A 17980-nucleotide genomic window follows, 5' to 3' on the forward strand; every position below is an offset into this window, starting at 1 on the left:
ACTCAGTGACAAACTCAGTGACAAACTCATCAACACCGTCATGCCGCATGGGGCCTCAGTTATGGGCTCTGCGCCCTGGAATTTGCGTAAAATTCCCCTGACATCGACCAGCGCGGCCATGCCGGCCGCTATCCATTACCGTATGATACCAACTTCCGCCCCATTGCGCTTGATTCTTGCATCGAGCTCAAGCTACCGCAAGGAACTGCTGGAACGCCTGCGTCTGCCTTTCGAGGTGGCCGTGCCCGATCTCGACGAAAGCCCCCTGCCAGGCGAAAGCCCCAGCGCCACGGCCATGCGCCTGGCCCAGGCCAAGGCGCAGGCGGTGCTCGACCGCTACCCTGGCAGCCTCGTCATCGGCTCCGACCAGGTCGCCACCCTGGATGGCGCGCAGATCGGCAAGCCGGGCAACCACACCAACGCCCTGCTGCAACTGCAAACCATGCGCGGGCGCCAGAGCGTGTTCCATACGGCCCTGTGCCTGCTCGACGGGCGCCACTCGCCCGCCGTGGCGCAAGTGGAAGATATCCAGACCCTCGTCACCGTGCGCGACTTGCCCGATGCCGAACTGGATGCCTACCTGCGCATCGAGCAACCGTACGATTGCGCCGGCAGCGCCAAGAACGAAGGCCTGGGCATCGCCCTGCTCGAACGCATCGACAGCGTTGACCCCACCGCCCTCACCGGCTTGCCGCTGATCGCCCTGACGGGCATGCTGCGCAAGGCGGGCGTGGCATTTTTCACCATTTAATTTATCCACAAGAAGAATATGACCGGCACCCTGTACCTGATCCCCAACCACCTTGGCCTGTCCGAAGGCGCAATCGACCCGCTGTCCCACATCATTCCAAGCCAAGTGCGGCAGATCACCTCGCAGCTCGATTATTTCGTCGCAGAAAACGCCAAGACGGCGCGTGCCTTCCTGAAATTGATCGGCAACCAGCATCCGCTGGCCAAGCCGTTGCAGGAAATCACCATTTCCGAACTGAACGTGAATACCCCGGCGCAAGCGCTGGCCGGCTTGCTGGCACCCTTGCTGGCGGGACGCGATGCGGGTCTCGTCTCGGAAGCGGGCGTGCCCGCCGTGGCCGACCCCGGTGCCGACCTGGTGCGCCTGGCGCATCAGCACGGCATTAAAGTGCGCCCGCTGGTGGGCCCGTCGTCGATCCTGCTGGCCGTGATGGCCAGCGGCTTGAACGGCCAGAGCTTCGCCTTCAACGGCTACCTGCCCACGGATGCAGCCCTGCGCGCCAAGCGCATCAAGGAACTGGAAGTGCGTTCGCGCACTGAAAAGCAGACCCAGTTGTTCATCGAAACGCCCTACCGCAACGCCGCCATGCTCGAAGCGCTGGTGGCGCAATGCGCACCTTCCACGTTAATCTGCGTCGCCACCGACCTCAGCCTGGACACGGAAAGCGTGCAAACGTGGAATGGCGGGCAGTGGAAGAAACAATTGGCGGCAGGCAACGCGCCCGACTTCCACAAGAAGCCGACAGTGTTCTTGTTGTTGGGACAGTAAACGACAAACGCCACGAACATATTTGCCGTGGCGTTTACTTTGCTCAACTACGATAGTTACGACACCTGACAAAACCGTAGCGAGCGGAAGGGAGAGGTGGCTAAGAAGCGCAACCGTACTTTAGTACGGTGAGCATCGCAGGCCGCCTATACCGACGCGCAGTAGGTTTGGTCAGGTATCCTCAGACTCGGCGGGTACCCGTATTTTTCTGACCGCCCTTGCCCGTTTCCAGCACAAACTTCGCGCCATCGTCGCGGCCCAGCACCTTGACCAGGTAAGGCATGACTTCGCGCAACATCGGCTCCAGCGTGTACGGCGGGTTCAAAATGAACATGCCGCTGCTGTGCAAACCGAAGCCGTCCGGCGACGGCGTATTGACCGTCAGGGTCACGTGCAGCCAGTCCGAGCTGGGCAATTGCTTCAGCTTGTCGGCAAACTGGCGCGATTCCATGCGCTGCAGCACCGGGTACCAGACGGCATAGATGCCTGAAGGGAAGCGCACGAGGGCGTCGGCCAGGGTGTCCTTGACCTTGCGGTAATCCATCTTGTCTTCATACGGCGGGTCGATCAGCACCAGCGCGCGGCGCGATGGCGGCGGCAGCAGGGCTTTCAGGCTCTGGAAGCCGTCGGCCTTGGTGATGAGCACGCGCTTGCCGCGCACGGTCGGACGCTCGCCCTGGGCCAGCGCATGCGCCTCGACCTTGCGGAAGTTGTCTGCCAGAATCTTGGCATCTGCTGGATGCAGCTCGAACAAGCGCAGACGGTCTTGCTCGCGGCTGACCTTGTCGGCGCAGTACGGCGACCCCGGGTAGTAGCGCATCTTGCCGCTCGGATTCATTTCCTTGATCAGCTTCATGTACTCGGCCAGCGAGGCCGGCAAGTCCGTGCGGTCCCACAGAGGCGCGATGCCCGTTTCGTACTCGGCATTTTTCGAGGCATAACCACCGTCGAGCGCATACACGCCCGCGCCGGAGTGGGTATCGATATAACTATAGGCGGTATCTTTTTGATTCAGATATTGCAACAACTGAATCTGCACATAATGCTTCAACACATCGGCGTGATTACCCGCGTGAAAGGCGTGGCGGTAACTCAACATAAGCTGGCTAATTCCATAATAAAAATAAACAAAGGCGGGGCTGCGCTGACACCGGGCAGGGCATGAAAACAGACTGGAGGAGTCAGGCTGCGGGGCCAGGAAACAGCATGGACCAGCGTAATCAGCGCGCAATAAGCAGCATTATCCACCAGAAAGGTGCATTACATCAAAAAACACAGCTAAACAAGCTCATGCATTCTCAGGACTGAGGGGGCCGGGCAAGGTAGAATACGCGCATCGGGCACCCCGCGCCCATCCGCCTACTCATATATACAGCCATGCACAGCCTGACCCTCACGACCGATAACCGCGCCGACGTCGCGGCAGCCCTGGCCGGCCCGCGCTGGACGGTGGCTTGCCTGTGCGCGCTGTGGTGCGGCACCTGTGGCAGCTACCGCGCCACGTTCGAGGAACTGGCAGCGCGCCATCCGGATGCCGTGTTCGTCTGGATCGACATCGAAGACCAGGCCGACGTGGTGGGCGACCTCGACATCGACAACTTCCCCACCCTGCTGATCCAGCATGAGGACCATGTCGCCTTCTTCGGCACCGTGCTGCCCGACGGCGGCCTGGCGCACCGCATGGTGCAGGCGCAACAAGCCCTCAGCGGGGATGAACTGGCGACGCTGGCCGGCAGCACGCAGGAGCGGCGCGACTGGCAGCGCGATTGCAATCTGCGTCACTTACTGGCCGCCACCCTGGCCTAGAACACCCGACAAAACCTACTGCGCGTCGCGATTTGCGGCCTCCGATGCTCACTGTGCATCCGCACAGCTCCGCTTCTCAGCCACAACTCACTGCCGCTCGCTACGGTTTTGTTAGGGGTTCTTAATAAACCTTACCCCAGGCGCAGCGGCAGGCTACGCAGCCGTTTCCCCGTCAAACTGAATACGGCGTTGGCCACGGCCGGCGCGATGGGCGGCGTACCGGGCTCGCCCACGCCTTCCGGATGCTCGGCGCTGGCGATGATGATGGTTTCCACCTCGGGCGTTTGCCCCATGCGCAGCACGGGATAGTCGTGGAAATTGCTCTGCTCGACTTTGCCCTCCTTGAAGGTGATCTCGCCGCCCAGCGCCGCCGACAGGCCAAACAGCACGGCCGACTCCATCTGCTGGGCGATGATGTTCGGATTGACGGCGATGCCGCAATCGATGGCGCACACCACGCGCTGCACACGGATCTCGCCATTTTCCACGGACACTTGCGCCACTTGCGCAACGATGCTGCCAAACGACTGGTGCAGGGCCACGCCATGCGCATGGCCGGGCGGAGGAGTACCCGCCTTGGCCACCGCCGCATCGAGCACTGCCAGGTGACGCGGATGCCTGACCAACATGGCGCGGCGGAAGGCGATGCCGTCCTGCCCCGCCGCGTGAGCCAGCTCATCGATAAAACTTTCCTTGAAGAATGCGTTGTGCGAATGCCCTACGGAACGCCAGTAGCCGATCGGCACGGGGCTGTCGGCGATGACGTGGGCGATGCGCTGGTTGGCGATTTCATACGGCATGTCGAATTCTCCTTCGGCCGTGGTCTTGTCCGGCCCCGCGCCGGGCAAGCCGAAATTGCGTTGCAGAAACTGGTGCGTGATGGAGCCGCTGACGGAGCGATTGTCCCAGGAAGCGATGCGGCCGTGCTCATCGAGGCGTGCCGTAAAACGCGCCAGCGCGGCGGGACGGTACATATCATGCTTTGTGTCCTGCTCGCGCGTCCACACCAGCTGCACCGGCGCACCATCGCACTGCAGCGCGATGGCCACGGCTTGCGCCACCATATCCACTTCCAGGCGGCGGCCGAAACCACCGCCGAGGAGCAGCACCTCGATGGCCACGTCCTTTGCATCGACGCCGGCCACCTTCGCCGCCACATCGATGGCGATGCCGGGCGCCTGCGTCGAGACCCACAGCATCACCTTGCCATCTTTTACCTGCGCGGTGCAGTTGATGGGTTCCATGGCGGCATGCGCCAGGAACGGCGCGCGGTACTCGGCCGTAACCTGCCGCAAACCCTGCGCAACCTTGCCCTCGACCTCGCCGCTGGCGTGGTAGACATGGCCCGCTTCGCTATCCAACAGGCGGGCAAACTCCGCATACACGCCGGCGCTGGACAAATTCGCCTGCGGGCCAGCCTTCCACTGCGTCGGCAAGGCGGCGGCCGCTTGTTTGGCGCGCCACCATGTGTCGGCCACCACGGCGACACAAGAGACGCTGCGCTGCGCCAGGTGCGGCGTCAGGTCCAGCACTTTCGTCACGCCAGGCATGGCCAGGATGGGTGCCGCATCGAACGCGGCCAGGATATCGCCCAGGCGCGGCGGCAAATGCAGGGCCGCGTACAGCATGCCCGGGGGACGCGCATCGATACCGAACCGCGCACTGCCATTCACTTTGGACGGCGTGTCGCGGCGCGGCGCCGGCTGGCCGATCAGTTTGAAATCCTGGGGCAGTTTCAGCACGGGCGTGCCCGGGTCGACACCGGCGGCGCGCTGCGCCAGGCTGGCGTAGCTGGCGCGCCGGCCATCGGGGTGGATCACTGCGCCATCCTGCGTGCGGCATTGCGCAACCGGCACTTGCCACTGCGCGGCGGCGGCACCCAGCAACATCGCGCGCGCCGACGCCCCCGCCTCGCGCATGGGGCCCCAGCCATCCTTCACGCTCGACGAACCGCCCGTGACGATCACGCCCAGTTCGCGCGCCGCCTTGGCCACCGCCCACTGGGCCAGCGCCTTCATGCGACCCTGGTCGTCGGGGTGGAACGGCAGGCCATCCTTGAGCATGGCCACATTGCCGAAGATCTTATCCATGGGCGCCTGGATCAGCTTGACGCTGGTCAACGGCACGTCGAGTTCCTCGGCCACCAGCATGGGCAAGGCCGTGTGCACGCCCTGCCCCATCTCGCTGCGCGGCATGGCCAGGATCACCATGCCATCTGTGCCTATGGCCAGCCAGCCGTTCAGCGCCACGGCGCCATCCTGGAGCGGCAGCGGCGCGCTGCCCTGCAGGCGCTGGCGCGGCGGCAGCACGCCCCAGCCCAGCACCAGGGCGCCCACGCCGGCCACGCCGAGACCCAGGCCGCCGAGCAGGAAGCGGCGGCGCGACGGGGAAGATTGTACGGCCATGACTATCCTTTATAGTGGTGAGTGATCGATCCAGCGCTCCAGCATATCCTGTGCCAGCACCGGGCGGCTATAAAAATAACCTTGCGCCAGCTTGCAGCCATGGCGCAGCAGGAAGGCGGCCTGCTCTTCCGTCTCCACGCCTTCGGCAATCACTGACAAGTGCATGCTCTTGCCCAGCTGAATGATGGCAATCGCAATCGCTTCGTCGTTCACGTCCGTCGAGATATCCTTGATGAAGGAGCGGTCGATCTTCAGCGTCTGCACGGGCAGCTGTTTCAAATACGCGAGCGAGGAATAGCCGGTGCCGAAATCATCGATGGCCAGGCCCACGCCGATGGCATGCAAATCGTTGATGAAACCGAGCGCGTCGCCCGTGTTCATGATCACCGACTCCGTCACTTCCAGCTGCAGGCGCTGCGGCTCGAGCCCCGTTTCCTGCAAAATATCGGCCACCATGCCGGCGATGCTGCCCCGCTCGAACTGTTTCACCGACAGGTTGACGGCCATTTTCGGCACGTGCAAGCCCTGCGCCTGCCAGCGCATCATCTGGCGGCAGGCTTCATCGAGCACCCATTTGCCCAGCTGGTTGATGAAACCGCTGTCCTCGGCCAGCGGGATGAAGCGCACCGGCGGCACCAGGCCCAATTCCGGGTGGTTCCAGCGCACCAGCGCCTCGACGCCGACCAGGCGGCCCGTGTCGATTTCCACCTGCGGCTGGTAATTGAGGAACATCTCGTTTTTTTCGATCGAACGGCGCAAAAAGGTTTCCAGGCGCAGGCGCTCGACGCCCTCGCCCGTCATCGACGGCGCATAGAAGCGGTAGCCATTGCGCCCGCGCGCCTTGGCCTGGTACATGGCCACGTCGGCATTGCGGATCAACATGTTCAAGTCCAGCGCATCGTCCGGATACAGGCTGATACCCACGCTGCAGGTGACGAACAACTCATGGTCGGCCACCGTGAACGGCTGGTCGAACATGGTCATCAGTTTTTCCGCCACGTGCGTGGCGCCGTATTCACCATCGACGCGCTCGAGCAGCACGATGAACTCGTCGCCGCCCAGGCGCGCCAGCGTGTCGCCTTCGCGCAAGCGGGCCGCCAGCTGGCCGGCCACCTTTTGCAGCAATTCGTCGCCCACATGGTGGCCCAGGGTGTCGTTGACGTTCTTGAAACGGTCCAGGTCGATGAACAGCACGGCCAACTGCTCCTGCTCGCGCGCGGCGCGCAGCAGGGCGTGCTGCAGGCGGTCGTGGAACAGCAGGCGGTTCGGCAGCGCCGTCAGCGGGTCGTGGTGCGCCATGTGGTCGAGCTTTTCCTGCGACTGCTTGATCAACGTGATATCGCTGAACACGCCCACGTAATGCGTGGTGTCGGCACGCGCGTCGCGCACGGCGCTGATGGTCAGCCACTCCAGGTAAACCTCACCGTTCTTGCGCTGGTGCCAGATTTCGCCGCGCCAGAAACCGCTGGCCTTCAGCTCGTGCCACATGGCTTCGTAAAACGCCGCGTCGTGGCGCGCCGAGCGGTTCAGCGACGAATGCCGACCCAGCGCCTCCGCTTCGCTGTAGCCCGTGATCTGCGTAAAGGCGGGATTGACGGTGACGATGATGCCGCTGGCATCGACCACCATCACGCCGTCGGCGATGTATTCCAGCACGGTGGCCGACAGGCGCAGCTTTTCTTCCGCTTCCTTGCGCGCAGTGATATCGGCATACACCCAGATGCTGCCTTCGTTGGGGCGCAGCGGATCGAGCGCGCAGCCGCTGACCAGCGCCCAGAACAGGCTGCCGTCGCGGCGCTTGTACTGGCGCTCCTCGCTGAAATCACCGCCGGCCGCCAGCGCCGGATACTGGCGCTCGCCCGCCTCTTCGAAGTCATACGACGTCATGAACACGATGGCGGTGGAACTGCCCGTCATTTCGGCATGCCCGTAGCCAAACAGTTCCTCGCAGCGGCGATTCACGGAAATGATGCGCCGGTGACGCACGAACATCACGCCGAACATCACGTTGTCGAGGATGGCGCTTTGCTCCGTCAGCAACGCCTCGATGCGCATCTCGTGGTGCTTGCGCTGGCTGATGTCGGCAATGATGCCGTCAACCCAGATGACGCCCTGCTCGCCCACCTGCGGCTGACCATTCTCGGCCACCCAGCGCTCAATGCCGACAGCGTCGACGATGCGGTATTCCAGCGCATACGGCAGCATCTCAAGCACCGCCTGGCGCACGGCGCGGCGATGCTCGCGACGGTCTTCCGGGCAGATCAAGTCGGCCCAGGCGTGCGAGGTGCCACGCATGAACTGGCGCGCCGAATAGCCGGCGATGTCCTCGATGGCATCGCTGACGAAATCGATGGGACCGTCGGGCCGATAGCGGAAGACGGCGCCCGGCACCTGCGTGACGATGGTGCGGAAACGCTCTTCGCGCTGGCCCACATCCTGGAACAACTGGCGGATGGCTGCGCGCATTTGCTCGAGCTGTGCCGTCAGGCGCCCCAGCTCGTCATTGCTGTGCGAGGCCAGCGGCGTGTCAAAATCGCCGTGCGACAGGCGGTCGGAAAAGCGCGTCAGGCGGCGCAGCGGTTTCAACAGGCGGCGGTTCAGGAACAGCACGATCAGCGCCATCGACACGGCCAGCTGCGCGCCCAGCACAAAAATATAGGATATCTGCTTTTCGCGCAGCTCCTGCTGGCTGCGCGCATCGTCCATCTCGACGACGACATGGCCGATGCGTTCGCCGCGCACGAGGATGTCGCGCTCGGCGCGGTACAGATTGCCCACGGGCCGCTGCGGCGCCTGCAGGCTGATGAATTCCGTGTCGCCCTGCCCCAGCACCTTCACCAGCAGCACGGCGCGGTCGCGCATCACCGACTCGACCAGCGAATGGGCCGATTCCGCATTCATGTTCCACAGCGATTCCTGCATGCCCAGTGCGAGGATGTCGGCATTGCGCTGCAAGGCCTCGTTCAGACTGGTGCGCGCCGACTGGCGTTCATGCACGCCGACCAGCAGATAGCTGCCGAAAATGGCGGGAACGACCAGGCCGCCAAACACCACCAGCAGCAAGGCGCCATAGATGGACGAGCCGTACAGCACACGCAGGCTGGCGCGCAGGCGCTGATAGGGTGAATTAAACATGCGGCAACAGGGCGACAGGGATCAGGCGGGCGATCATTGAACTTTACAGGGGAATTCGGGTGGTCAGGCAGGAAGAAACTTTATCAGGGGCAATTATGCATGGAAAAAGCGGGAAAAGTCACCAATAAACACGCGACAACGGCGACGTCATGCCATATAGACAGGGTTGAAAAACCACACGCGCGCTGGCGCGGCCGGCGAGCGCCAGCAGAAAAGCGCGCAGCTTGCTATCATCGCGCCACTTTACCTAGAGGAATCACCATGACCTTCTCCATCTACTCCGCTTCCATCCCCGTCTTCAAACAAATCCTGGGCAGCCTGGCCGCCATCCTGGACAAGGCGGAAACGCATGCGCAAGACAAGAAAATCGACCCGAACGCCCTGCTGCAATTCCGTCTGTTCCCGGACATGCTGCCGTTCGTGCGCCAGATCCAGATCGCCACCGACTTCGCCAAAGGCTGCGGCGCGCGCCTGGCCGGCGTGGCCGTGCCGCCGTATGAAGACAGCGAACAGAGCTTTGCAGAGCTGAAAGCGCGCATCGTGAAAACCATCGCCTTCCTGGAAAGCCTGCCGCAAGCGGACATCGACGGCAGCGAAACGCGCGCCATCACCACCGGCAGCGGCGAAAAGACCAAGCACTTCACGGGCCAGACGTATCTGTTCCACTACGCGCTGCCGCACTTCTTCTTCCACGCGACGACGGCGTACGACATCTTGCGCCATAACGGCATCGAAGTCGGCAAGAAAGACTTCATCGGCAGTTTCTGATACAAATCAGCGTCGACGCGATAGAGGGATACTGCTCTATCGCGTCGCTATTCAAGTATTCCGGCGCGGATACCCTTGCGCCAGAATGCGCACCCACACCACTTCCTTTTCTTCAGCCGTCATCGAGACCCAGTGGGCCACTTCCACTACGCTGCGCCCGCAGCCGCGGCAGACTTCATCGAACGTCGTCGAGCAGACAGCCACGCAGGGCGTATCGGGACGCGGCGGCAAGTCCTTGTCAGCCATCAGGCCACCTTCGGCAAGCCGAGCTTTTCCCAGCCTTCGACACCCAACGCTTCCAGGGTAGCAATATTTTTGTCAAAGATTTCCGACGCTTCCGGAAATGCCTCGACGGCGCGCGCTATGCTGTCTTCGCGCAGCAGGTGCAGGGTCGGGTACGGCGAACGGTTGGTGTAGTTGCTGATGTCGTCTTCGAACGTCTCGGCAAACTGGTAGTTCGGGTGGAAGCTGGCCACTTGCAGTTCGCCGGCCAGGTGCATGTCTTCCACGGCCGCATCGGCCACATCGAGGAACTCGTTGTAGTCGAGGAAATCGTTCAAGGTGTAGGGGTGGATCAGCAAGGTCGTGTCGAGCTGCTCGGGGTCCGTGTCGGCCAGGGTTTGCAGCTCGTCCATCAGCATCGCCAGCAAATCTTCCGGATTGCCCGATTCGCACACCACATAGCGGATCTGCTTCTTGACGTGCACGGCCTTGGCGAACGGGCACAGGTTCAGGCCGATCACGGCCTTTTCCAGCCAGGCAACGGTATTGGCGATGATGACGGCGTTGTCGTCGTCGTGGCGCGGCGGGGTGTTCATATGCATGACTCTCTATCAATATGGCGGCCGGCAACTGAATGGCCGGCCAAAGCCAAATTGTACGCACTCTTTGCGCAGTCTCATACTGAACGGCTGCCAAGCTTGCGCCAGCCTCCTCGCCATGTATGCTATAACAACGGTCGAATCACGCATTGGGCAAATTAAATTTGTAGTAATGACAGCATTTGCGAATGGAAACCCAGCCGCTTGCCACTTATTACCGCGTATTTTCTGTCATCAGGCTGACATAATTCTTGACTCCGGCATGTGGATATACGTACACTCGCAGCTTAATCATGGGTCTGTCCGATGTTTCTCCGACGACAACAATGGAACACTATGCACGAAAACTCCTTTAAATCTACCGTCCTGGCGGCGTTGGCCCTGGCGCTTGCGCCCGCCCTCAGCCAGGCGTACGAAGCCGGTGTTGAGAGCGATAACGCACCAGTCGCCACCGCACCGGCCCTGATCCCGATGACCGCCCAGGTCACGGCAAAACTCCCCACCCTCGACAACCGCCTGCAAAAGACTGATCGTCTGCTGAAAAACCTCAGCGACAATTCCGATCCGCTGCGCGAAGCCGACATCTGGGGCCGCATCCGCAGCGGCTATGCGATTCCCGACATCAACAACCAACTGGTAACGAACCACGTCAACTGGTACGCCACCCGCCCCGACCACATCGCCCGCACCACGGCGCGCGCGTCGCGCTACATCTTCCACGTGGTACAGGAACTGGAAAAGCGCGGCATGCCGACGGAACTGGCCTTGCTACCGTTCATCGAGTCCGCCTTCAACCCGCAAGCGTTCTCCAGCGCCAGTGCGGCCGGCATGTGGCAATTCGTGCCCGCTACGGGACGCGATTTCAACCTCAAGCAAAACATGTTCAAGGACGAGCGCCGCGGCGTGCTGACCTCGACCGATGCGGCCCTGACGTATCTGCAGCGCCTGTACGACATGTTTGGCGACTGGCAACTGGCGCTGGCCGCCTACAACTGGGGCGAAGGCTCGGTACAGCGCGCCATCAAGAAAAATCAGGCGCTGGGCAAACCCACCGATTTCGAAAGCCTGGCCGACCTGATGCCGGCCGAAACGCGTAATTACGTGCCCAAGCTGCAAGCGGTGAAAAACATCATCGCCAATCCGGCCCAGTTCGGCCTGACCCTGCCCGTGGTCGACAACCAGCCCTACTTCACGGCCATCGACAAGACCAGCGACATCGACATCACCGTCGCCGCCCAACTGGCAGAACTGTCGATGGATGAATTCAAGGCCTTGAATCCGCAATTTAACCGCCCCGTCATCATCGGCGGTGAAAAGACCAAGATTTTGTTACCGCAGGAAAACGCCGCCAAGTTCACTACCAACCTGGCGCATTGGGGCCATGCCTTGTCAAGCTGGACCACGCACAAGATCACCAATGCGCGCGAGCGCATCGAAACCCTGGCATCGAAATTCGGCACCACGGCCGACGTGCTGCGCCAGGCCAACAATATTCCCCAGCGCACCAGCCTGCGTGCCGGCTCCACCATCCTCGTGCCGAAAACCTCGGCCACGATAAACAAGGATATCACCCAGGAAATCGCCGACAGCGCCACCATGCTGCTGGAAGCGGACCGTCCGGAACGGGCCGCCAAAGCATTGCGCCGCGTCGCCAAGGGCGGCAAGGTGCAAGCTGCGCCAATTTCTCTGGTGAAACCGCGCATCCAGCGCGGCGGTAGCAATAGCCGGGCAAAAGCGCGCCACTGATCGCCTGGTCCTTATCGAGACACGCCACCGGCCGCCACAGCTTTGCTGTCGCGGCCGGTTGTACATCCGCCCACCCCGCCCACCCACCCAGACAGGAGTCGTCATGGCTTTCTTGCAAGGCAAAAAAATTCTCATCACGGGCTTGCTGTCGAACCGCTCCATCGCCTATGGCATCGCCAAGGCTTGCCACCGCGAAGGTGCCACCCTCGCCTTCACCTATGTAGGCGAGCGCTTCAAGGAGCGCATCACGGAGTTTGCAGCCGAATTCGGCAGCGAACTGGTGTTTGACTGCGACGTTTCCAGCGATGAACAAATCAGCGCCGTCTTCAGCAACCTGGCCAGGCACTGGGAACAGTTGGACGGCCTCGTGCACGCCATCGGCTTTGCGCCGCGCGAGGCGATCGCCGGCGACTTCCTCGACGGCTTGTCGCGCGACAGCTTTCGCATCGCGCACGATATTTCCGCCTACAGTTTTCCCGCCATGGCCAAGGCCGCCCTGCCCCTGCTGCATCCGGGCGCCTGCGTATTGACCCTGACCTACCTGGGCGCCATGCGCGCAGTGCCCTACTACAACACCATGGGCCTGGCCAAGGCGTCGCTGGAAGCGTCCGTGCGCTATCTGGCCGAATCGCTCGGCCCGCGCGGCATCCGCGCCAACGGTATCTCGGCCGGCCCCATCAAGACTTTGGCCGCCACCGGCATCAAGGATTTCAGTAAACTACTGGGCTTTGTGGCCGAGCACGCCCCGCTGCGCCGCAACGTCACTATCGAGGAAGTGGGCAACACGGCCGCCTTTTTGCTGTCCGACCTGGCGTCGGGCATCACGGGCGAAATTACCTACGTCGATGGCGGCTTTTCGCAAGTGATGGCCGTCAATCCCGAAGTAGAGTGATGCGGTGATGGCCCACCTTGGAGGCCTCGCATGGCACGCTCCTCGCATCCCAGGACAGAAATCGAAGCGGCACTGCGCCACGCGGAAAGCCAGGGTTGGCGTGCCGCAGTGGGCAACAGCTAAGCCTGGGGCAAGATTCACTGCCCTTGTAACGATGATGGCTGCCATGCTTGCCTGACTGGCGGAAAACTACGTAATCCTACTGATTTCACATAGGAAACATGTTTGAAACGTGGTAGGACTGTCGTTTCTTCCCATTTAGGCCGTGCAAAACGGCGGCAAATACGGTATAGTGTCGTTGTGCGCTGCAATATGTTCGCTTGAAGCGATGGCAACACCGCAGTTACATGCAATTACAAACTTAGCAGCTTCGCAAGCCTTAGCGCATCCACAGGATGCCGCTTATAAAGCCCTCCCGCCTTGTGTGTCGCACCTGACACCGTCCCGGCGCAAAGCTTTTGTGCCGAAATTTCTTTCTAGTTGAGTCATTTCGTTTTGGTTGGCGTTGCTATTTTGCGTTCTGCTTTTTGCAAGAACGCTGATTTTTACGAAAGAAAAGAATGACATTTGAATCCTTAGGCCTGCATCCGTCCATCATCGCCGCTCTGACCGAATCGGGCTACACCGCGCCAACCGCGGTACAGTCGCAAGCGATTCCAGCCGCGATCGAAGGCCGTGACCTGCTGGTCTCGTCGCAGACCGGTTCGGGCAAGACCGCAGCTTTCATGCTGCCGTCGCTGCACAAACTGGCCATCGCCGAACAAAGCGCCGCCGGCAAGACACCAAACCAGGAAATGCAAGCATCGCGCGCCCGCGGCGAGCGTCCACGTTTCAAGGCTGCCCAGCCAAAAATGCTGGTGCTGACGCCAACGCGCGAACTGGCACTGCAAGTGACCACCAACACCGACAAGTACAGCACCGGCATCCGCCGCATCAAGGCTGTGTCGATTCTGGGTGGCATGCCTTACCCTAAACAGATGCAATTGCTGGCCAAGAATCCTGAAATTCTGGTCGCCACCCCTGGCCGCCTGATCGACCACATGGACTCGGGCAAGATCGACTTCTCGCAACTGGAAATCCTGGTGCTGGACGAAGCCGACCGCATGCTGGACATGGGTTTCATCGACGACATTGAAAAAATCGTGGACGCGACGCCAGAAGGCCGTCAAACCATGCTGTTCTCGGCAACCCTGGACGGCGTCGTCGGCAACATGGCCCGCCGCATCACGAAAAACCCGCTGGTCATCCAGATCGCCGGTTCGTCGAACAAGCATGAAAACATCACCCAGCGCGTCCACTTCGTCGACGATCTGTCGCACAAGAATCGCCTGCTGGACCACCTGCTGCGCGACGAAACCCTGGACCAGGCTGTTGTATTCACCGCCACCAAGCGTGACGCCGACACCATTGCCGACCGCCTGAACATCGCCGGCTTCTCGGCTGCCGCCTTGCACGGCGACATGCATCAGGGCGCGCGTAACCGCACCCTGGACGGCATGCGTCGCGGCCAGGTCAAAGTGCTGGTCGCCACCGACGTTGCCGCCCGCGGTATCGACGTGCCAACCATCACCCACGTGTTCAACTACGATCTGCCGAAGTTCCCGGAAGACTACGTCCACCGTATCGGCCGTACCGGCCGCGCTGGCCGCAATGGCCTGGCCATCTCGCTGGTGAACCACGCTGAAGGCATGAACGTCAAGCGCATCGAACGCTTCACCAAGCAATTGATCCCGGTCAATGTCATCGAAGGTTTCGAACCTAAGAAAACGGCGTCGGCACCGCGTTCGAGCGCCCGTCCAGGCGGCTGGAAACCAGGCGACAACCGTGGCGGCGCGAAGCCAGCGCAACGCACGTTCAGCAAGCCGGGCGCACCACGCAAAGATGGCGCGCCTAGCACCGGCGGCGGCTACAAGGGTTCCAACCCGCGCAGCACCGACGGCGCACGCCGCAGCTACGGCGACCGTTAATCACGGCGCACCGCCGTCGAGGCGGCAGGCAATAAAAACGGCCACCAGATCACTCTGGTGGCCGTTTTTTTATGCCCGGCGCATTTACTTCTTCGACACCTTCTGGCGCGACAGCTTGCGCAGCTTGGCTTGCTCGAAGCGCGCATGCTGCTCCGGCGTCTCCAGCACCAGCGGCGGCACGGCCACCGGCTTGCGGTTGGCATCCACGGCCACCATCGTGAAATAGCAGCTATTGGCATGGCGCACCAGGCGCTGCTGAATGTTTTCCGTCACCACGCGAATGCCCACTTCCATCGAGGTCGTGCCCGTGTAATTGATCGAGGCGAGGAACGTCACCAGCTCACCCACGTGAATAGGCTGCAAGAACATCACCTGGTCCACGGACAGGGTCACGACATAGCTGCCCGAGTAGCGACTGGCGCAGGCGTAGGCGACGCTATCGAGATATTTCAGGATGGTACCACCGTGCACGTTGCCGGAAAAGTTGGCCATATCGGGCGTCATCAAGACCGTCATCGTCAGTTCGTGGGCCGACCAGTTCATCGCGCTGTCCAAAGTATTCTCCAAAGGGGGATGTGAGGGGGATGTGAAAACCGGCCCCAGGGGCCGGTGTAGACCTTACAGGCCCAGGGTATCGATATCGGCCAGCGAGTCGCGGCCCTTGTCTGAAATGTCGTGCCCCTCGCCTTCGGCGCGCGCCACGATGTGGGCTTTCTTGCCCAGGAAATAGGCCACCTCCGTGTCCAGCTTGGTCAGCGGATCGGCGGCGACGGCGCGCAAACCCATGATGCAGCGGCGCAGGAACAGCAGTTGTTGTGCTTTCTCGGTGATGGACAGGCGGCCGTCGCGGGCGTAGCTGAGCAGCTTCAGGCCGGACAGGCGCTTGGCATTGCGGGCAACGCAAGCACTGGGGCGCTCGGTCTTGATACCGCGTGCAACTTGCTCCAGCGCGTCATATTCATCGGTTGTTAATTTCTCGTTCTTCATTACTTTTCCATAAGAGGCCAGGTGTTCGGCCCCCATGGTACGCGCCCCGCTGCGCATCGGCAACAGGCAACGTGATTCAGTCGCCGTCAGCCCCACGGACGGCGTGCTGAAAATGCGCGTGGAGCGCGCTTATTTGTAGGTGCGCAGCAATAGCCACGCCAGACCGCAACCGGCCACGGCGCCCGCCAGGGCCAGCGCTGCGAGGTTTTTACTGGTGATCACAGGGCGCCGGCCCAGGTAGATTTTGTTATGCAAGGAATTGCCCATGATGGTCTCCTGTACAAGAATTTTTATGATGTCTCATTATAAGAACAGAATCGTGACGACCGCATGACACACAGCAGTTAGCGCTTGATTTGTATCCACTAGGCAACGTTTATTGGCATATTTGTTGTTTAAATGGCGTGGCGATCCCGCCGCCCGCGCAATCCATTTCCAACTAGAAATAAACAGCGCATGGCAGCGCGTGGCCGCTCAGGTTCGCTCAGATCCGCGACGACTTGCTCTCAGACCATCTTGACGGGCGGCGGTGGTGGCGTCGGTTCCTCGACGGGCACGGGATCCGTGTGCGGCGGCTTTTCAGGCGGCGGCGTCAGCGGATCGCCTTCGGGCGGCGGCGGAATATCTGGTTCAGGCGTGCTGTGCGCACGCAGCGGGGCATGACGGAATCGTGGCTGCATGGTGACCTCCTTTTACCCCACTGTAGCCGATGACGGGAAAGACTGGCGCCCGCGAGCAGCACTATTCACGCAGGAAAAAGGCTCTATCCACCTTAGGTAGGGGAAATCCAGAAATCTTCCTGGCCTCCTGCTGTCTTTTATATTTTATAGATCAGACAAACAGGAGTCTTCCATGCTGCCGCCCCAGAGCCTGGGCTGGCCAGCTCGGCTGTAATACGCCTGCGCCTGTGTAGGTGGCTTCAAACGTCGATTTTTTTTACACAAACGCAAAAAACGGCATACCTGTTTTTATAAGCTGTTGAATTTAAATACAAATATTACATGGTACAAATTCTGCTTCAAGGGCGTATGAGGTTATCTGAGGCAGCCGCCACAGTGACCTGGTCCGATCAACCCTCACGCTGAAGGAAATGTTATGAAACCGCTGTCCTCATTCCTGCGTTTCGCTCTGTCCGCGGCCGCCATCGGCGCCGCGCTGATCAGTGCTCCCGCACTCGCTGGTCCTTTGTTTACCGTCAATGAAGGCTCCGTCCCCGGTACCGCAGCCAATCTGGTTGTGGCCGACCGCATCAGCTTTGAATATCACGCACGCGTCGAACAAACCATCGTTGGCGGTTTGGGTGGTGGCAACGATCCCTTCACTCAAACAGGCTTTTTGAGCAAGGCCGCTTTCGGCAGTCCCACTGGCGGCAGCATACCATCGCAACTGAACGCCCTCAATGGCTATGGCATATATGGCCTGTTTACCATCACCGGGCAGTCGAACACTCTGGCTGGCGGGATCCACGCTACCTTTCAAAGCCTGACCATGACGCTGTACATCGACCCCAACCAGGACACGTCACTATCGGTCAGTAACGTAGCAGGCTCGCCGGTGAATGTCGGTGGTATCGCCGGGGACGACTATGCGATCGTGACTTACACGCTCGACCTGGGCGAAGCACACATTTTCGCCGGCCTGGCCCAAGGCGACTTCAAGGCCTTGCTTAATGCCACGCTGACGCCGCAAGGACAGTTGTTTTTCGTCAACCCCAACCCGTTTTTTCCGTTGGAGTCCCTCAGCGGGAATACGAACAGCTTCATCGGTGGCAGCTTGACCAACAGTTTCATCGCGATGGCCGACGGCGGCGGTCTGGAATTATTTCAAGCAGCTGTACCTGAACCAGGCACCATCGCACTGCTCGGTATCGGCCTGTTTGGCCTGGGCATGACTGCGCGCCGCCAGCAAAACAAGCAGCGCCAGGCTTGACATGC

At 61.2% G+C, this 17980-nt stretch carries 17 protein-coding genes; 8 read left to right on the forward strand and 9 right to left on the reverse strand.

What is annotated here, in order from left to right; genetic code table 11:
* Nucleotides 1-142 precede the first annotated feature (142 nt).
* Nucleotides 143-751: a Maf-like protein gene (locus ACQ4W7_RS09495; RefSeq protein ID WP_426070491.1), complete on the forward strand. Its 609-nt coding sequence runs from the start codon at nucleotides 143-145 to the stop codon at nucleotides 749-751.
* Nucleotides 752-769: 18 nt separating this feature from the next.
* Entirely contained in the window at nucleotides 770-1519 is a 750-nt protein-coding gene (locus ACQ4W7_RS09500) for an SAM-dependent methyltransferase (RefSeq protein WP_436530036.1), read from the forward strand.
* Nucleotides 1520-1700: 181 nt separating this feature from the next.
* On the opposite strand, the gene ACQ4W7_RS09505 is transcribed toward ACQ4W7_RS09500, so the two are convergent.
* Complete coding sequence (locus ACQ4W7_RS09505; protein WP_101481977.1) at nucleotides 1701-2618, reverse strand: 23S rRNA (adenine(2030)-N(6))-methyltransferase RlmJ; 918 nt, start codon at nucleotides 2616-2618, stop codon at nucleotides 1701-1703.
* Between the two features lie 278 nt (nucleotides 2619-2896).
* Between ACQ4W7_RS09505 and ACQ4W7_RS09510 the strand changes: the two genes are divergently transcribed.
* A complete protein-coding gene (locus tag ACQ4W7_RS09510) occupies nucleotides 2897-3325 on the forward strand; it encodes a thioredoxin family protein (RefSeq protein WP_426070494.1) in 429 nt (142 codons plus the stop codon).
* Nucleotides 3326-3456: 131 nt separating this feature from the next.
* Here the strand turns inward: ACQ4W7_RS09510 and ACQ4W7_RS09515 are convergent, their stop codons facing one another.
* Together ACQ4W7_RS09515 and ACQ4W7_RS09520 are read right to left on the reverse strand one after the other, a co-directional pair.
* A complete protein-coding gene (locus ACQ4W7_RS09515; protein ID WP_436530039.1) occupies nucleotides 3457-5730 on the reverse strand; it encodes a xanthine dehydrogenase family protein molybdopterin-binding subunit in 2274 nt (757 codons plus the stop codon).
* A gap of 9 nt (nucleotides 5731-5739) precedes the next feature.
* On the reverse strand, nucleotides 5740-8865 hold the full coding sequence (locus tag ACQ4W7_RS09520) for an EAL domain-containing protein (RefSeq protein WP_426070496.1): 3126 nt from the start codon (nucleotides 8863-8865) through the stop codon (nucleotides 5740-5742).
* Nucleotides 8866-9126: 261 nt separating this feature from the next.
* Here ACQ4W7_RS09520 and ACQ4W7_RS09525 point away from each other — a divergent pair, with 261 nt between their 5' ends.
* On the forward strand, nucleotides 9127-9633 hold the full coding sequence (locus tag ACQ4W7_RS09525) for a DUF1993 domain-containing protein (RefSeq protein WP_071322895.1): 507 nt from the start codon (nucleotides 9127-9129) through the stop codon (nucleotides 9631-9633).
* A 51-nt stretch (nucleotides 9634-9684) separates the two neighbouring features.
* On the opposite strand, the gene ACQ4W7_RS09530 is transcribed toward ACQ4W7_RS09525, so the two are convergent.
* Both ACQ4W7_RS09530 and ACQ4W7_RS09535 read right to left on the reverse strand, forming a co-directional pair.
* Nucleotides 9685-9879 (reverse strand): DUF1289 domain-containing protein, encoded by a 195-nt coding sequence (locus ACQ4W7_RS09530; protein WP_426070497.1) that lies wholly within the window; start codon nucleotides 9877-9879, stop codon nucleotides 9685-9687.
* Nucleotides 9879-10451: a DUF1415 domain-containing protein gene (locus tag ACQ4W7_RS09535; protein ID WP_426070868.1), complete on the reverse strand. Its 573-nt coding sequence runs from the start codon at nucleotides 10449-10451 to the stop codon at nucleotides 9879-9881. Before ACQ4W7_RS09535 ends, ACQ4W7_RS09530 begins: the two co-directional genes overlap by 1 nt.
* A gap of 339 nt (nucleotides 10452-10790) precedes the next feature.
* Here ACQ4W7_RS09535 and ACQ4W7_RS09540 point away from each other — a divergent pair, with 339 nt between their 5' ends.
* The 3 genes from ACQ4W7_RS09540 to ACQ4W7_RS09550 all read left to right on the forward strand — a co-directional run bounded on the left by ACQ4W7_RS09540 (nucleotide 10791) and on the right by ACQ4W7_RS09550 (nucleotide 15059).
* Nucleotides 10791-12200, forward strand: coding sequence for a transglycosylase SLT domain-containing protein (locus ACQ4W7_RS09540; protein ID WP_436530041.1), 1410 nt, complete (start codon nucleotides 10791-10793; stop codon nucleotides 12198-12200).
* A 103-nt stretch (nucleotides 12201-12303) separates the two neighbouring features.
* A complete protein-coding gene (fabI, locus tag ACQ4W7_RS09545; protein WP_436530043.1) occupies nucleotides 12304-13092 on the forward strand; it encodes an enoyl-ACP reductase FabI in 789 nt (262 codons plus the stop codon).
* 560 nt (nucleotides 13093-13652) lie between these two features.
* Nucleotides 13653-15059, forward strand: coding sequence for a DEAD/DEAH box helicase (locus ACQ4W7_RS09550; protein ID WP_426070500.1), 1407 nt, complete (start codon nucleotides 13653-13655; stop codon nucleotides 15057-15059).
* A gap of 84 nt (nucleotides 15060-15143) precedes the next feature.
* Here ACQ4W7_RS09550 and ACQ4W7_RS09555 read toward each other — a convergent pair whose 3' ends face one another.
* The 4 genes from ACQ4W7_RS09555 to ACQ4W7_RS09570 all read right to left on the reverse strand — a co-directional run bounded on the left by ACQ4W7_RS09555 (nucleotide 15144) and on the right by ACQ4W7_RS09570 (nucleotide 16726).
* A complete protein-coding gene (locus ACQ4W7_RS09555) occupies nucleotides 15144-15602 on the reverse strand; it encodes an acyl-CoA thioesterase (protein ID WP_034750191.1) in 459 nt (152 codons plus the stop codon).
* Nucleotides 15603-15677: 75 nt separating this feature from the next.
* Nucleotides 15678-16046: a hypothetical protein gene (locus ACQ4W7_RS09560; RefSeq protein ID WP_426070501.1), complete on the reverse strand. Its 369-nt coding sequence runs from the start codon at nucleotides 16044-16046 to the stop codon at nucleotides 15678-15680.
* Between the two features lie 129 nt (nucleotides 16047-16175).
* Nucleotides 16176-16313: a hypothetical protein gene (locus ACQ4W7_RS09565; RefSeq protein WP_166674638.1), complete on the reverse strand. Its 138-nt coding sequence runs from the start codon at nucleotides 16311-16313 to the stop codon at nucleotides 16176-16178.
* A gap of 239 nt (nucleotides 16314-16552) precedes the next feature.
* The gene (locus ACQ4W7_RS09570) at nucleotides 16553-16726 is read right to left on the reverse strand and encodes a hypothetical protein (protein ID WP_426070502.1); all 174 of its coding nucleotides are present in this window, start codon (nucleotides 16724-16726) and stop codon (nucleotides 16553-16555) included.
* A 415-nt stretch (nucleotides 16727-17141) separates the two neighbouring features.
* Between ACQ4W7_RS09570 and pepA the strand changes: the two genes are divergently transcribed.
* Nucleotides 17142-17975 carry a flocculation-associated PEP-CTERM protein PepA gene (pepA, locus tag ACQ4W7_RS09575; RefSeq protein ID WP_426070503.1) on the forward strand — a complete coding sequence of 278 codons (834 nt, stop codon included), beginning with the start codon at nucleotides 17142-17144 and terminating at the stop codon, nucleotides 17973-17975.
* Nucleotides 17976-17980 lie beyond the last annotated feature (5 nt).

Source organism: Janthinobacterium algoris, from assembly GCF_051380935.1.
Taxonomy (GTDB): Bacteria; Pseudomonadota; Gammaproteobacteria; order Burkholderiales; family Burkholderiaceae_D; genus Janthinobacterium.

Bases quoted from the DNA above. Each gene is read 5' to 3' on its own strand.
- ACQ4W7_RS09550 (WP_426070500.1), top strand. From the start codon at position 13,653: ATGACATTTGAATCCTTAGGCCTGCATCCGTCCATCATCGCCGCTCTG.
- ACQ4W7_RS09500 (WP_436530036.1), top strand. From the start codon at position 770: ATGACCGGCACCCTGTACCTGATCCCCAACCACCTTGGCCTGTCCGAA.
- ACQ4W7_RS09570 (WP_426070502.1), bottom strand. From the start codon at position 16,726: ATGCAGCCACGATTCCGTCATGCCCCGCTGCGTGCGCACAGCACGCCT.
- ACQ4W7_RS09495 (WP_426070491.1), top strand. From the start codon at position 143: ATGATACCAACTTCCGCCCCATTGCGCTTGATTCTTGCATCGAGCTCA.
- ACQ4W7_RS09510 (WP_426070494.1), top strand. From the start codon at position 2,897: ATGCACAGCCTGACCCTCACGACCGATAACCGCGCCGACGTCGCGGCA.
- ACQ4W7_RS09515 (WP_436530039.1), bottom strand. From the start codon at position 5,730: ATGGCCGTACAATCTTCCCCGTCGCGCCGCCGCTTCCTGCTCGGCGGC.
- ACQ4W7_RS09525 (WP_071322895.1), top strand. From the start codon at position 9,127: ATGACCTTCTCCATCTACTCCGCTTCCATCCCCGTCTTCAAACAAATC.
- ACQ4W7_RS09555 (WP_034750191.1), bottom strand. From the start codon at position 15,602: ATGAACTGGTCGGCCCACGAACTGACGATGACGGTCTTGATGACGCCC.
- fabI (WP_436530043.1), top strand. From the start codon at position 12,304: ATGGCTTTCTTGCAAGGCAAAAAAATTCTCATCACGGGCTTGCTGTCG.
- ACQ4W7_RS09565 (WP_166674638.1), bottom strand. From the start codon at position 16,313: ATGGGCAATTCCTTGCATAACAAAATCTACCTGGGCCGGCGCCCTGTG.
- pepA (WP_426070503.1), top strand. From the start codon at position 17,142: ATGAAACCGCTGTCCTCATTCCTGCGTTTCGCTCTGTCCGCGGCCGCC.
- ACQ4W7_RS09520 (WP_426070496.1), bottom strand. From the start codon at position 8,865: ATGTTTAATTCACCCTATCAGCGCCTGCGCGCCAGCCTGCGTGTGCTG.
- ACQ4W7_RS09540 (WP_436530041.1), top strand. From the start codon at position 10,791: ATGCACGAAAACTCCTTTAAATCTACCGTCCTGGCGGCGTTGGCCCTG.
- ACQ4W7_RS09505 (WP_101481977.1), bottom strand. From the start codon at position 2,618: ATGTTGAGTTACCGCCACGCCTTTCACGCGGGTAATCACGCCGATGTG.
- ACQ4W7_RS09560 (WP_426070501.1), bottom strand. From the start codon at position 16,046: ATGAAGAACGAGAAATTAACAACCGATGAATATGACGCGCTGGAGCAA.
- ACQ4W7_RS09530 (WP_426070497.1), bottom strand. From the start codon at position 9,879: ATGGCTGACAAGGACTTGCCGCCGCGTCCCGATACGCCCTGCGTGGCT.
- ACQ4W7_RS09535 (WP_426070868.1), bottom strand. From the start codon at position 10,451: ATGAACACCCCGCCGCGCCACGACGACGACAACGCCGTCATCATCGCC.